12 protein-coding genes are annotated in these 14,354 nt (G+C 67.2%); 8 read left to right on the forward strand and 4 right to left on the reverse strand.

Translation table 11 applies throughout. From position 1 onward, the window contains the following. Positions 1-123 precede the first annotated feature (123 nt). Positions 124-1,044, forward strand: coding sequence for a hypothetical protein (locus AB0L82_RS21305; protein WP_364638716.1), 921 nt, complete (start codon positions 124-126; stop codon positions 1,042-1,044). Here the strand turns inward: AB0L82_RS21305 and AB0L82_RS21310 are convergent. After that, positions 1,037-1,630: a helix-turn-helix domain-containing protein gene (locus tag AB0L82_RS21310; protein ID WP_364638719.1), complete on the reverse strand. Its 594-nt coding sequence runs from the start codon at positions 1,628-1,630 to the stop codon at positions 1,037-1,039. The genes AB0L82_RS21305 and AB0L82_RS21310 overlap by 8 nt on opposite strands. A 146-nt stretch (positions 1,631-1,776) precedes the next feature. Between AB0L82_RS21310 and AB0L82_RS21315 the strand changes: the two genes are divergently transcribed. The 4 genes from AB0L82_RS21315 (at position 1,777) to AB0L82_RS21330 (ending at position 8,719) form a co-directional block, all read left to right on the forward strand. Then, positions 1,777-2,886, forward strand: coding sequence for an aryl-sulfate sulfotransferase (locus AB0L82_RS21315; protein WP_364638722.1), 1,110 nt, complete (start codon positions 1,777-1,779; stop codon positions 2,884-2,886). Next, positions 2,883-4,187, forward strand: a complete 1,305-nt coding sequence (locus AB0L82_RS21320) for a solute carrier family 23 protein (RefSeq protein ID WP_364638725.1) — start codon at positions 2,883-2,885, stop codon at positions 4,185-4,187. Before AB0L82_RS21315 ends, AB0L82_RS21320 begins: the two co-directional genes overlap by 4 nt. Before the next feature lie 69 nt (positions 4,188-4,256). Continuing rightward, positions 4,257-4,619, forward strand: a complete 363-nt coding sequence (locus tag AB0L82_RS21325; protein WP_364638728.1) for a hypothetical protein — start codon at positions 4,257-4,259, stop codon at positions 4,617-4,619. 242 nt (positions 4,620-4,861) lie between these two features. Continuing rightward, positions 4,862-8,719, forward strand: a complete 3,858-nt coding sequence (locus AB0L82_RS21330) for an arabinosyltransferase domain-containing protein (RefSeq protein ID WP_364638731.1) — start codon at positions 4,862-4,864, stop codon at positions 8,717-8,719. Between the two features lie 69 nt (positions 8,720-8,788). Here AB0L82_RS21330 and AB0L82_RS21335 read toward each other — a convergent pair whose 3' ends face one another. Both AB0L82_RS21335 and AB0L82_RS21340 read right to left on the reverse strand, forming a co-directional pair. Continuing rightward, the gene (locus AB0L82_RS21335; RefSeq protein WP_364638734.1) at positions 8,789-9,820 is read right to left on the reverse strand and encodes an alpha/beta hydrolase family protein; all 1,032 of its coding nucleotides are present in this window, start codon (positions 9,818-9,820) and stop codon (positions 8,789-8,791) included. Positions 9,821-10,116: 296 nt separating this feature from the next. After that, entirely contained in the window at positions 10,117-10,458 is a 342-nt protein-coding gene (locus AB0L82_RS21340; RefSeq protein WP_364638737.1) for a hypothetical protein, read from the reverse strand. A 234-nt stretch (positions 10,459-10,692) separates the two neighbouring features. On the opposite strand from AB0L82_RS21340, the gene AB0L82_RS21345 reads away from it, so the two are divergent. Beyond that, a complete protein-coding gene (locus tag AB0L82_RS21345; RefSeq protein ID WP_364638740.1) occupies positions 10,693-11,331 on the forward strand; it encodes a hypothetical protein in 639 nt (212 codons plus the stop codon). Between the two features lie 8 nt (positions 11,332-11,339). Here the strand turns inward: AB0L82_RS21345 and AB0L82_RS21350 are convergent, their stop codons facing one another. Further along, a complete protein-coding gene (locus AB0L82_RS21350; protein ID WP_364638743.1) occupies positions 11,340-11,774 on the reverse strand; it encodes a DUF1801 domain-containing protein in 435 nt (144 codons plus the stop codon). A 424-nt stretch (positions 11,775-12,198) separates the two neighbouring features. Between AB0L82_RS21350 and trpB the strand changes: the two genes are divergently transcribed. Beyond that, a complete protein-coding gene (trpB, locus tag AB0L82_RS21355) occupies positions 12,199-13,431 on the forward strand; it encodes a tryptophan synthase subunit beta (RefSeq protein ID WP_364638746.1) in 1,233 nt (410 codons plus the stop codon). Next, entirely contained in the window at positions 13,428-14,240 is an 813-nt protein-coding gene (trpA, locus tag AB0L82_RS21360) for a tryptophan synthase subunit alpha (RefSeq protein WP_364638749.1), read from the forward strand. The genes trpB and trpA overlap by 4 nt, the downstream gene beginning before the upstream one ends. The last annotated feature ends 114 nt before the right edge of the window (positions 14,241-14,354 follow it).

Genomic DNA, 14,354 nt, shown 5'->3' on the forward strand with positions numbered 1-14,354 from the left:
CCGGATCTTCCGGGCGTCGCGCACTGAGATGGCAAATCTTCTGGGAGGCAGAGCGTGCGATCGACAATCCAATCAAAAGGTAAAGCGGTGCAAAAAAGCCGCATATTCACGACCGTGGGGGCGGTGCTCGTAATCAGCACATCGGCATTGCTCATGACGGCGTGTAATGACAAGGACACCAAGGCCGGGCCGACCAGTTCGCAAATCGCGCAGCCGATGGGCACCGGCCAGCCCGGCGGCGGCAGCCCGGGCGGCACCTCCACCAACGGTCAGGCCACCGTCCGCACCGTCGGCAAGACCGGCTGGTACGAGGGCTTCGACATCACGGTGGACAAGGCGACCGTCATCCCGGACGAGTTCGGCGGAGCCAAGATCCGCATCGACATCACCTACAAGAACAACACCACCGATAACAAGACCCTGAGCGTCGTGCCGACGTTGCAGGTGGGCAATGAGATCGACGCCGGGGCGGGCTTCGACAATCCGGCCGTGCCCGGAAAGGGTTCGGCCACCGGCAATGTCACCACTACGGTGAAGAAGCTGTCCGACGCCCAGCATCTACTGGACACCATCAAGGTCAGCTACGGCACCGCCGCCGAGAATCAGACCATCATCCCGCTATCCGCCGACGGCAAGGTCGAGAGCGTCAAGCCCAAGGAATTGAGCGTCTCGGGCACCCTGGTCCAGGATCAGACGACGATCCAAATCACCGGCGGCACACTGAGTCCCAGTTACAGCAAGGGCGAGAACGGGAAGATGGATCTCGCGCTGCACGTCAAAATCATTGGCGGATCGGGTATTTCCGATGGCGGCTCGAATATCTTCTACGAATACTTCAGCGTGAAAACACCGGACGGCCAAAATCTGCCCGCCGATATTCGCGGACCCATCAACGAGTTGCTCGAACGCAATCAAACCATCGACAACGCAAAGAATTTCGCGATTTTCGTGGTGCCCTCCCCCGGCACCGGAACCTACGTGGTGACCTACGACGCCAAGAAGGGCGAGGGCACCGCGCCGACGTTCTCCTTCACCGTCAGTTGATCCGGGCGCGGCGCACGGTCCGGCCGTCCGCCACCGCGACCACCAGTGTGCGGGTCTCGGGGGTGTGCGCCCACCAGCGGTGAGCCACACCCGCCACGCAGTAGTAACTGTCGCCGGTGGCGAGGACGATCTCCTCGCCACCGGCGATCACCGTGATGGTTCCGGCCACCACGTGGATCAATTCGTCATTGCCGTGCGCGAATTCGCGGTCACCGCGTTCGGTGCCGCCGGTGAATTCCAGGGCGCGCAGATCCCGCGCGCCGTGCACGAGCGAGCGCACCGAGCCGTCGCCGCCGTGCTCGGCCTGCGCCAGCGCGGTGTCATCGGCGGCCCGCACCACCGTCGCGGCGGGAGCGCTATCCGCGGCGGCGAGCAATTCGGTGGCGGTGGTACCCAGCGCGTCGGCGATGCGCTGGAGCGATCGCAGGCTGGTATTGGTGCGGCCGTTCTCCAGTTGGCTCAGGAACGATTGCGAGAGTTCGGTATGCGCCGCGAGCTGGGCCAGCGTAAGCCCGGCCGCGCGCCTGCGGCGATGGATGACATCACGCAGACCGGAATCGGATCCCGCCACACTCTCGCCGCTCACATCGCCCTCTCGTCGGTATCCGAACCGCCTCATTGTCGGCCCCGCACGGACGATCGCACGGGTTTGCCTCACCGTGAGCAGAAGGCTTCTGCCGAGCGCCATCGTACTGAATATTCAGTATCACTAAATATTCAGGAGGTTGTTCGGTGGAGCAGAACACGCTCAAACGTCGGGGTACGGGTCTGATCGGCAGCGATCGCGAACTGGCCTCGCCCGGGTACACGCTGTACGCGCCGCTGGCCGGCAACGGCATCGTCGATCTGGTCGACCTGGACGGCGAGCTCGCGCACCGGTGGACGCTGCCGTACCGGCCGGGCAGGCATGCCCGGCTACTGCCCGGCGGCGTGCTGGCCTACAACGGCGCGACCCTGAATATCGCGCCGCTGTTCGCCATGTGGCGCAAATACAGTGGCGGCTCGATGGGCCGGTACGACGCACAGGGCGTGCTGCTCAACGAGATTCGCGACGACTACCAGCACCACGACGCGCATCACTACGACGACGGCCGCGTGCTGTACGCCGCCGTGGAACCGCTGCGCGGGGCCGACGCGGCGCGCATCCGGGGCGGTGTGCCCGGTACCGAGGCCGACGGGATCGTCTGGTCCGATGTGATCAGGGAGGCCGCCCCCGACGGCACTTCGCTGTGGGAGTGGCGTGCGGTCGAACACCTCGATCCGGCCGAATTCGGCTTGCAGCCGCACTATTGGCGCGAGCACTGGCCGCTGATCAACAGCGTGTACCCGCTCGATGAGCACACCGTGGTCGCCAGCCTGCGCAGCGTTTCGGCGGTGATCACCATCGATCGGCGCACCGGGAAGGCCACCACGCTGGCCGATCGCGCCAGCCTGGCGCAGCAGCATCACGCCACCCCGGTCGGGGACGGGCGCATTCTGGTGTTCGACAACGGCACCTTCCGCACCGGGGAATCGGTGACCTACAGCCGGGTCGTCGAAATCGACACCGCCACCGGCGATATCGCGTGGAGCTATCAGGATTCGCCGCGCGAGGCGTTCTTCACCCCGTTCATGGGCGGGGCGCAGCGGCTGCCCAATGGCAATACCCTGATCACCGAGGCGGCGTTCGGGCGCATCTTCGAGGTGACACCGGAACGGCGGATCGTCTGGGAGTACGTGGTGCCGTCCTTCACCGAATATCCGGATCCGGATACCGCGGCGGTGTTCCCGGGCATCTCCAATGCCATCTTCCGCGCCTACCGCTACCGCGGCGAGGACATCCCCTGGCTCGGTGCGCTGTGAGTGTTACCGCCGTGCGGCCGGATTCGGCTGTCGACGAGGTGCCGCCGCCGGGGCGCGCGTTCACCGCCGCGCTGCAACACCTGGCGGTCATGGTCGCCATGCCGATCACCTCGGTGCTGTTGATCGCGCACAGTCTGCGACTCGATGACGGTCAGGCGCGCGCACTGCTCTGCGCCACCCTGCTTTTCAGCGGTATCGGCACGATTCTGCAATCCAGCGGGCGGTTTTCACTCGGTGCGGGACTACCGTTCGTCATGCTGCCGGGCGGGGCGGCGGTGGTGCTGTTCATTCAGATCGCGCAGGAGTCCGATGCGGCGACGGCCAGCGGTGCGGTGATCATCACCGCGCTGGCCGGAATCGTGCTGGTGCCGGTGGCGCGGCGGCTGGTGACCCGGCTGGCGATGGTGGTCATGGCGAGCATGGTGCTGGTGATCGGGGTCAACCTGGTCAAGGTCGCGGGCAATCTCATTGTCGGCGAACAGCCTTCGCGGACCGCGGTGGCGCTGGCCGGGGTGACCGTGGTGAGCACCGTGGTGGCGCACCGGTTTCTACCGCGGACGTGGCGACGGGTCTCGGTGTTGCTCGGCATGATCGCGGGCTGCCTGGTGGCGGCCGCGCTGGGGCAGTTCCATCTGCAATCGGGATCCGAGGTCGCGCAGCTGCCACGGCTGTTCCTGTTCGGCACACCGCATTTCGACTTCCTGGCGGCCATACCGCTGCTGGTCTTCAGTATCGGCTCGATGGCCGAGGCGACCGGGCAGACCGTGCTGAACGCCAAGATCATCGGTAAGGATATCGACACCGGCGTGACCACCGGGCGCACCATTCGCGGCGACGCGGTGACCTCGCTGCTGGGCGGACTGTTCGGCGGCGCGACCATGGTGACCAGCGGTGAGAATGTCGGACTGCTGCGGCTGACCGGGGTGCGCAGCCGGTATGTCACCATGCTGACCGGCGCGCTGCTGGTGATCGCGGCCTTCGTGGCTCCCATTGGGCGACTGGTGAATTCACTGCCGGGACCGGTGGTGGGCGGTACCGCCGCCATTGTGTTCGCCATGATCATCGCGGCGGCCATCGGCATGTTCCGGCAGGTCGATCTGGATTCCGATGCCGCGCTCATCACCGCGACCGCCGCGCTGACAGCCGGACTGCTGCCGATTCTGGTGCCCGGGCTCTACAAGAGCTTCCCGTCGGATCTGCGGCTGCTGCTCGGCAGCGGGGTGACCATGTCCGCCATCACCGGGGTGCTGGTGCACCTGCTGTTCAGCCGCCGTACACCGGCCGCGGCACCCTCGCCATAACTGGAGATCTCACGACTGGAGGGGGATACCGGGCATTCGGTACTGTGTGGGCGGATCAGGGGAGAAACAATGCGACTCATCTCGGTATCGGCGGCTGCCCTCGGCGCGGGTGTGCTGCTGGCCCTCACCGCCACACCCGCGAATGCCGAACGCGGCGACGATCATCCGGGCTCCTGCCTGGTGGTGGCGAATCACAGCGGGGGGCCGCTCACGCTCACCCTGAAATATCCCGAGGTGTCCGGCACCTGGAACTACGACGACAATGAGCAGCCCACGGTGGTCGCCGATCAGGCGAACTCGATCATCACCTCGCCGAACGGGTTCTGGGAGGTGCGCCTCGACAAGGAGGTCCCCCGGGACTGGACCTATGACGCCGAGCAGAACTCCGGTCAGGGCTGCAACGGCTCCTGGCTGCTCACCGTGAACAAATAATTCGGGAGGCGGCGGGCCACCGGCTATCGGTAGCCTCGGGGGCGGCAAAAGCCGGGGGTGGAATCGATCCGCGCCCGGTGAGTGAATGGCAGTGACGTCGGCGGCTGTACGCCGGTGGATGGGGGACGATTCCGATTACGGCACGGGGAATTTCGCTATGGGGTGGGGCAGGCGGCGACCGACCGGGTGGGCCGAGGCTGATCGGGCCGCATCGGATCAGGCTGATCGGACTGCTCGCGGGCGTGCTGGGCATTCTGCTGGCGGTGCTGACACCGCTGCTACCGGTGCGCCAGGACCGCGCGAGCCTGGATTGGCCGCAGCCGCAGTCGATCCAGCTCACCGCGCCCCTGGTGGATTACGTCCCCCTCACCCTGGATGTCAGCATCCCCTGCACTGCCCTGCGTGACCTCACCACCGGCACCGTGCTGGCAACGGTGCCGCCCAAATCCCAGGGCGCGACGGCGAAGGGCCTGCTGGCTCGCATCGAGGACAAGAACGGCTCCGGCCGCACCCTCTCGGTTCTGCTCCGCGATACCCCGCTCCTCACGGTGCCCCTGACCGAGATATCCACGGCCGCGCCGATATTCGACCCGAATCCGCCGACCACCGCTCGCAGCCAACCCCCTGCCACCGGCCCGCCGGGCGGAAATCAGCCGGTCGGGGGCAACACACCTCCATCGGGGTCCACCCCTCCCCCGGGATCGACCCCTCCTCCGGGCAGTACACCTCCGCCGGGCGTGACCCCTCCGCCGGGTGCGACACCACCGCCGGGTGCGACTCCCCCGCCAGGTGCGACACCACCGCCCGGTGCGACTCCCCCGCCGGGCTCGACGCCACCGCCAGGTGCGACTCCGCTGCCGGGTAGTACTCCACCGCCGGGATCGACCCCGCCCCCGGGCAGCACACCGCCACCCGGCGCGACACCTCCACCCGGCAGTACTCCGCCTGCGGATTCCACTCCGCCAGCTGGAAATACACCCTCGAACCCGGGCGCGGATCCGGGCACCAACTCGGTGATCGGCAGCGGTGCGGGCCCGGCCGCGAATCAGGAGACGTCACCGCCTCCCAATTGCGGTGCGCTGGTCGTACATTCGACGTCCGGGGCGACCACGGTGGAGCTCACCGGACTGAATCGCAAGGACGGAACGCCGTATCGGACCACGGTCGAGAAGGATGTGCGGCCGCAGATCGTCGGCGTCTACACGGATTTGGATCGGGCCCGGCTGACCGATGCGCGGCTGCACGCCGAGATCGATTCGCGGTTCTCGTCGAGTCCGAGTGCGCTCAAGCTAGCCGCGATCGTGGGCGCGGTGCTGTGCACGCTGATCGCGCTCGCCTGCCTGCACCTGCTCGATTCCGCCGACGGGCGTAAGGCGCGCAGGTTTCTGCCCGCCCGCTGGTGGCGATTCGGCCGGGTGGACGGCGTGGTGATCGCGGTGCTGGCGCTGTGGCATGTGATCGGAGCCAACACCTCCGACGACGGCTACATCCTCACCATGGCAAGGGTTTCCAAGCACGCCGGATACACCGCCAACTACTACCGCTGGTTCCAGGTCGCGGAGGCCCCCTTCGGCTGGCCGTACGAAGTCCTCGCCCAGCTGACCCGCATCACCGACGCCGGCCTCTGGCTGCGCCTGCCGTCCCTGCTCGCGGGCATACTGTGCTGGCTGGTCATCAGCCGAGAAGTGCTGCCCCGCCTCGGTTCCCGCGTTCGCGCGCACGCGGCCGCCCGCTGGACCGCCGCCCTGATCTTCCTGGCCATCTGGCTCCCCTACAACAATGGCCTGCGCCCCGAACCCCTGATCGCCTTGGGCGCTCTGCTCACCTGGTGCTCGATGGAACGCGCCATAGCCACCCGCCGCCTGCTCCCCGCCGCCATAGCGGCCCTGATCGCGGCCTTCTCCTTGGCCGCCGGTCCCAGCGGCCTGATCTGCGTAGCCGCCCTGATCGCCGGTTCCCGCTCGGTCATCCGCACCGTAATCGCCCGCGCCCGAACCGATTCCGGCCGCATCGCGGCGGGTCGCGCGCCGCTCGCGTCGCGCGGCGGCCAGCTCGATGCGAAGGCACAGGTCGAGGACCACTCCAACAGGCGCGACATCGCCCCGGCACGCACCGATTCCGGCCGTGGTCTGTTGCGATATGGCGCGTTGGTGGCACCGATCGTGGCGGCCGGGGTGCTGGTGCTCGTTGTGGTGTTCGCGGATCAGACGATTGCGTCGGTGCTCGAAGCGACGCGGGTTCGGACGCTGGTGGGGCCGAATCTGGGGTGGCCGGATGAGCCGACGCGGTGGGAATCGCTGTTGTCGCTGACGCCGGATGGGTCGCTGGCCAGGCGGTTCGGGATTCTCGGAATGCTGCTGTGCCTGGTGGTGTGCGTGCTGGTGGCACGAGGCCGCGGGTTCCGGATTCCGGATACCGCGCGCGGGCCGGTGGCGCGGGTGCTTGGCATTGTGGTCATGGCGCTGCTGTTGATGATGTTCACGCCGACCAAGTGGACGCATCACTTCGGCGTGTACGCGGGGCTTGCCGCCGCGTTGGCGGCGATCACCACGGTCGCGTTGAGTGGCAACAGGGTTCGTGTGCCGTATCGGCGGTGGTTGTTCGGCGCGGGGGTGCTGTTCCTGCTCGCCGTCACTTTCACCGGGTCCAATGGTTGGTGGTATGTCTCCGGGTACGGGGTGTCGTGGCCGGATCGCGCGCCGGTGCTGGGCGGGATGAGTATCGCCACCATTTTCCTGGCACTCGCGATGCTGAGCCTGGTGGGAGCGGGGTGGCAGTACTATCGCGATCCGCTCGGAACCGCCGCTACCACCGGGCGTTTCGATCGGATCAGGCCGTTGACGGTGGCGGCGGCCGCGCTGGTGCTGTTCGAGGTGGCGTCCATGGCGCAGGCCGCGTACGCGCGATATCCGGCGTATTCGGTGGCACTGTCGAATCTGCGCACGCTCACGGGTAAGGACTGCGCGCTGGCGGATGACGTACTGGTGGAGACGGATACGCCCGGTTCGGTGCTGGAGCCGTACAGCGGCAAGCCCGCCGACGGGCTCGCCGCCGAAAACACCGGTTTCACCGCGAATGGCGTCGGTGATCTCATGCCGGACGGACCGGGCGGTAAGCAATCCGGACCGCCCTCGGGCAGTGGGCCTTCCGGCGGTGGACCTTCGGGAAGCGGTCCGGGCAGTGGCGGTCCGAGCGGTGGCCCGGGCGGACCGGGCGCACACGGCGGTCCGCCGCCCGGTGGACCCGGCGGGTCCACCACCGAGACCGGAATCAATGGCAGCACAGTGGCTCTACCGTTCGGCTTGGATGCCGCGCGCACGCCAATACTCGGCAGTTACACCAGCGGCGACAGGCAGCCCGCGCATCTGACCACGCAGTGGTATCGCATGGATCTTGCTGCGGTGCAGAAAGATTCCGCATACCGCGTGCTGGTGTTGACGGTCGCGGGCCGAATCGCCGTGACGGATGACACTGGCCATCACGTCGACGGTCAGCAATTACGCGTGGAATTCGCGCATCGCGCCGAGGACGGCACCGTCACCCCGCTGGGTGATCTGGTCCCGCCCGGTGTCGGCGGTGCGCCCATGTGGCGGAATCTGCCGATCGCGCTGGATCGAATTCCCGCGCAGACCAATGCGATTCGCCTGGTCGCCACGGTCGATGATCTCACCGATAAGCAGTGGCTGGCGGTGACGCCGCCGCGCCTGCCCAAGCTGGCGACTCTCAACACCGTCGTCGGCAGGTCCGAGCCGGTGCTGACGGATTTCCATGTGGGACTGGCTTTCCCATGCCAGCAGCCGCTGGATCACCTGGACGGTGTCGGGGAACTGCCGGGCTGGCGCATCCTGCCGGATAAACTCAACTCCCAGGTCTCGACCTCATGGGAGGGTGATTCCGGTGGCGGCCCGCTGGGCTGGATCGATCTGCTGCTGACCCCGCGCACGGTCCCGTCCTATCTGGACCACGACTGGACCCGCGACTGGGGCGAGCTACAGCGCTATCAGTTCGCCGCCAATGCCCGTGCACCGCAGGCGGATATCACGGTGCGCGTCGAAAATCGCTGGGGCTGGGTCGATGACGCCCCGATCAAGACCGAGTAACACGCTCGAATAGACGAAAAGGTCCGCCGCACTCCGAATCCCGGACTGCGGCGGACCTTTCAACCGTGCTTACTTCTGCGGCGGCGCACCGCCACCCGGCGGCGGCTGCTGCCCGTCACCGGGCGGCTGCTGTCCGCCCGGAGGCTGCTGCCCCGCGGGCAGCGGCTTGCCGATGTGCTGCGCGATATCGGGCAGCATGCGATTCGCCACCTGCTCCCACTGTCCCCAGTTGTGCACGCCGATACTCGGGAAGTCGTAGGTGACATTGTCATATCCGAGTCCCTGCAACCGCGACTGGAACGCCTTGGTATTGGCCAGCGCGATCCCCTCCAGCGGCATGCCCTGGATGATCGCGTCCACCGAGGACAGATCCTGTTGTGCCGGAACGGCACTGCCCGCAGCGATGTACAGCCGGATGTTATTGGCGATCAGCGTCGGCGCGAAGCCGACGGCGTCCTGTCGCTCCCAGGCCGGGCTGCCCGCGGCCGCCATGGAGTCGATGTTGTAGCCGCCCGCGGCGATCATGGCCAGCCGCAACGCTTCTCGCATGCCCGGCGCGGACGAATGCAGATAACCCGAGAGCGATCCGGCGTACACGAACTGATCCGGATGGTAGGCCGCCAGCACCACCGCGGCGCTGCCGCCGCTGGAGAGCCCGAACACGCCATTACGACTATCGCTGAACCCCAGCCGATTTCGCAGCGCGTCGCGCAGCTCGTGGGTCAGGAAGGTTTCCCATTTGTAGGTATTGGTCTTGCCCTGCGTCTCATCCCAGCCCGCGATGGCCGATCCGGAGTCGCGCCCCGGCAGCAGCGACGCATCGGGATTGACGCCGCCGAAGCTGCTCGGCTCATTCCAGTCCGCGTAGAAACTGGATTCGCCGCCGACCGGCATCACCACATTGATATTGAACTTGGCCAGTGCCGCCGGAATGCTGGTGTGCAGCTCCCAGCCGTTCAGATCGTTCTGCGCCCGTTCCCCGTCGAGCAGGTACACCACCCGATCGGTATTGCCGTCGGCCGCACGGATGATCCGGGTATTGATCGCGCCCATGGCGGAGTCGACCGAGAAGTCGAACGCCGCCGGATCACGGTCCGCCACAGCGGGTCCCGCCACTACCACCGACGCCCCGAACGGTAGTAGTGCGACCGCGACAGCACCGATGACGGTCCGCCTGGCCCACCCACCCCGGGATCTGTGTCGGCGCTCCTGCGCCCCTCGCACAGCCACGCCAGCCATATCCTGTTATGCCCTTCCGTTGTGCGGTCCGCTCGACCGCTCCCCACACCGCCCCGCCTATGCCGAACACCGGGCGCGGCCCCTATCGCCGTGCAGCATAACGCGCCCCCGCACCGTCGTCCCCACCAAATCCGCCACGCACGGACCTGGACAAATGATCACGGGGCAATGGTGAAGGCGAGGCTGCGGCCGCGCGCGTCCAGGCGGCCGTCACCCCAGCTGGCGCCGCCGTAGCCGTCGACTTCGATGGCGTACTCCCCGGCCGGCAGGGTGCCGGGCAGGCGCACCGTGGCCCAGGGGTGGCCGTCGACGAGCTCGAGGTAGGTGCGCTCGGCCCCGATTGCCAACGGCACCAAGAAGATTCGCGCGTATTCGAGTGTCATGTGCGCGGCTGTCGCACTGGCGGGCGACCAGCCGATTCCGACCTCGCGGGTATCCGCCTCGAATTCCACGGTGACCCGCAGCCGCGCCTGCCCCTCCAGTCCCGCCTGATAGCCCACGACATCCTCCTCGACCGCCTGCCCGGTGCACCGCGAGTGGCGGCGCGATCGGGCACGCTCTGTACTCCAGGCTGGCATGAAGACTTCAGGTGGGCAACGCCGCCGTGCCCGGCCGGCCCGCCGCCGGTCAGGCCGACAGCCGGATACCGAAGCGCTGCTCGGCCTCGGTCCCGGCCAGTGGCGGCTCCCGGGGAGTGGCGCTCGATGTCATAGGGTCACGCTAGCCTCGGGCGCATGGGGTTGGCAGTGGCAACACACGCGTTGGCTTACGCGCTGGAACATGATGAAGAGCATGCCGAAACGCTGCGCGAGCAGCTGCAAGCGCTGAACGAACTGCTCACGGCCGAGGGGCTGGCACCCCATGATGAGCCCGCCGTCCACGGCCCGGCGACGGCCCGCGATCGGCTGGGCGGGTTCCCCTACAGCTTCGTGCACTATCTGCGGCGCGCGTACGCCCGGGCGCTGGAGCATCCCGACGCTCCGCTGGCACCCGTTGCCGCGGGCGAGGATCCGACCGCGGACGAGGCGCTGGACCGTGTCATGTACACCTTCGAATCGCACCTGATCTGCCATTCGGACTGCGAGGGCTTCTACGTCCCGACCGATTTCGATGAGGTGCTCTTCCCCGATGCCGCACTGCAGATCCCGGGCGGCATGGTCGGCTCCAGCGCCGCCCTGCTGCGCGAACTCGTCTATGTCGCACCGTATCTCGGCATCACCCTGGTCGACGGCGAGCTATCGGACGCGGAGATAGCCAAGTTCGCGCAGGACGAGGACGAGCATCCGCTCTACCGCGAACGCGAAACCTGGCTGGTGCTGTTCGAACGGGCGCGCGTCTCGATGGCGAACCGCACCCTGATCACCTTCTGCTGAAAACCGGTTCAGCCGACCGCTTTACGCACGAGTTCGGCCAGGCGCTTCTCATCGGCGGCGGTCAGTTTCGCGAGCCCGAAGGCGGTCGGCCACATGGAGCCGTCGTCGATCTTCGCCTCATCGCTGAAACCCAAAGTGGCATAGCGGGTTTTGAACTTGGCGGCGGCCTGGAAGAAGCAGACGACCTTGCCGTTCAGGGCGTAGGCGGGCTGGCCGTACCAGAGTTTGGCCGTCAGCGCGGGCGCGTTCTCGGTGATGACGGCGTGTACGCGCTCGGCCAGCACGCGGTCGGCCGCGGGCATCTCGGCGATCGTCGCCAGCACATCGGCCAGCGGATCCTTCTTGCCGCGCCCCGAGGCCGCCTTCAACTCCTTGGCGCGATCCTTCATGGCCTCGCGTTCCTCGGCCGAGAATCCCTCGTAGCTCTTCTTCGTCGCGGCCATTTCGGTCCTCCTCCAGTGGTCTGATCTGGGCGTTTCCCATGCTAGGGGGCGGGCGCGGCGCGAAGCTTCTTCAAAACTGATCGATCGGCGCGCGTCGTGATGGGTTACGCTGCGGTCATGTCCATCAGCGTCCGTCTCGCTCCCGGTTGCCGCCCGCGCGGCTGCCGTGCGCCTGCGCGACGGGTGCTGGGGCGACGGGTGCGGTATGTGATCGGTTCCGAACCCGGGCAGGTCAATGGAATGCGATGGCTCAACGCGTCGCGTGCCGGGCGGGGTGTCTGAGGGAGCGTTAGCTCCCGGTTCCGTCCTCTCCTTTTCGAGGGTGTCAACGGTTGTCGAGCCGTCGGCATCGGCGCGCGCATACGCGTTCTCGTGACCCATTCCGAGCCTGCCGACCGGGGCAAACGCCCCAGGAGACCGAACCATGACCACACAATTCTTCGTTCCGGACCTCGATGGCCGAACGCCCGACGCCGAAGGTTATTTCGGCGCTTTCGGCGGCAAATTCATTCCCGAGGCGCTGGTCGCCGCGGTGGAAGAGGTGGCGGCCGAATATGAGAAAGCCAAGGTGGACCCCGCTTTTCTCGCGGAGTTCGATGAACTGCTCGCCGATTACGCGGGACGGCCGACCGCGCTGACCGAGGTGCCGCGATTCGCGGAGCACGCGGGCGGGGCGCGGATCTTCCTCAAGCGCGAGGATCTGAACCACACCGGTTCGCACAAGATCAACAATGTGCTGGGCCAGGCCCTGCTCACCAAGCGCATGGGCAAGCGCCGCGTCATCGCCGAGACCGGGGCCGGATCGCACGGTGTCGCCACCGCCACCGTCTGCGCGCTGTTCGGGCTCGAATGCGTCATCTACATGGGCGAAGTCGACACCCAGCGGCAGGCGCTCAATGTGGCGCGCATGAAAATGCTTGGTGCGGAGGTGATTCCGGTGCTGTCCGGGGCGCGAACGCTCAAGGACGCCATCAACGAGACGTTCCGGGACTGGGTCGCCAACGCGGCCACCACGCACTACATTTTCGGGACGGTCGCGGGACCGCATCCCTTTCCCGCCATGATCCGCGATTTCCAGCGCGTCATCGGCGTGGAATCGAAGGCCCAGATCCTCAGGCGGGCAGGGCGATTGCCGGATGCGGCGATCGCCTGCGTCGGCGGCGGATCGAATGCGATCGGGCTCTTCCACCCCTTCCTCGACGATGCCGGGGTGCGCCTGATCGGTTGCGAGGCGGCCGGTCACGGTATCGAGACCGGTGAGCACGCGGCCACCCTGTCGGCGGGTGAACCCGGCATCCTGCACGGTTCGCGCTCGTACGTGCTCCAGGACGACGAGGGTCAGATCACCGAACCCTGTTCCATCTCAGCGGGTCTGGACTATCCGGGCATCGGACCGGAACACGCGCATCTGCACGATATCGGCCGCGCGGAATACCTTCCCATCACCGATGACGCCGCCATGCAGGCATTTCGGCTGCTGTCCGCCACCGAGGGCATCATCCCCGCCATCGAGAGCGCGCACGCGCTCGCGGGTGCGCTCGAGGTCGGCCGCGCACTCGGCCCGGACGGATTGATCCTGGTCAACCTCTCCGGTCGCGGCGATAAGGATATGGATACCGCCACCAAGTATTTCGCACAGTCGGAGGATGCCAAGTGAGCGGGAACACGCAACTGCTGAGCGATACGCTCGCCCGCGCCGCCCGGGAGAACCGGGCCGCGCTCATCGGATATCTGCCCGCCGGGTTTCCGACCGTCGACGGCGGTATCGCCGCGATCAAGGCGGTGCTGGACAGCGGGGCCGATGTGATGGAAATCGGCCTGCCGCACAGTGATCCGGTCATCGACGGTCCCGTCATCCAGGCGGCCGACGATATCGCGCTGCGCGGCGGCGTCCGCATCAAGGATGTACTGCGCACCGTGCGCGAGGCATTCGAGGCGACCGGGAAACCGGTGCTGGTGATGAGTTACTGGAATCCCATCCAGCGCTACGGGATCGAGCGTTTCACCACCGAACTCGCCGCGGCGGGCGGCGCGGGCGCGATCCTGCCCGATCTGCCGGTGCAGGAGTCCGCGGTGTGGCGCGAGCATGCCGAGCGGCAGGGTCTGGCAACGGTTTTCGTGGTCGCGCCGAGCAGCCGCAATGATCGGCTCGCCGAAATCACCGCGGCCGGATCGGGTTTCGTCTACGCCTCGGCGCTGATGGGCGTCACCGGTACCCGGCAGTCCGTCGGCACGGCGGCGAACACCCTGGTGCGGCGCACCAAGGCCACCACCGAACTGCCGGTCTGCGTCGGCATCGGCATCTCCACACCCGCCCAGGCGGCCGATGTCGCGACCTTCGCCGATGGTGTGATCGTCGGTACCGCGCTGGTCAAGACGCTGCTCGACGCGGCCGATCTGGATACCGGAATCACCGCCGCCCGGGAACTCACCGCCGCGCTCGCGGAAGGGGTGCGCAGACGCTGACGGCTCAGTGCGCGCCCAGGAAGGGAGCCACCGCGGTCCACCAGCCGTACACCGTGTCCACGAGCAGTCCGACGGCCAGGCCGGAGAGCACCGACAGGATATTGGGGTCCATGC

It is taken from the genome of Nocardia sp. NPDC052001 (genome assembly GCF_040680615.1).
GTDB lineage: Bacteria > Actinomycetota > Actinomycetes > Mycobacteriales > Mycobacteriaceae > Nocardia.

Bases quoted from the DNA above. Each gene is read 5' to 3' on its own strand.
- AB0L82_RS21325 (WP_364638728.1), top strand. From the start codon at position 4,257: ATGCGACTCATCTCGGTATCGGCGGCTGCCCTCGGCGCGGGTGTGCTG.
- AB0L82_RS21345 (WP_364638740.1), top strand. From the start codon at position 10,693: ATGGGGTTGGCAGTGGCAACACACGCGTTGGCTTACGCGCTGGAACAT.
- AB0L82_RS21350 (WP_364638743.1), bottom strand. From the start codon at position 11,774: ATGGCCGCGACGAAGAAGAGCTACGAGGGATTCTCGGCCGAGGAACGC.
- trpB (WP_364638746.1), top strand. From the start codon at position 12,199: ATGACCACACAATTCTTCGTTCCGGACCTCGATGGCCGAACGCCCGAC.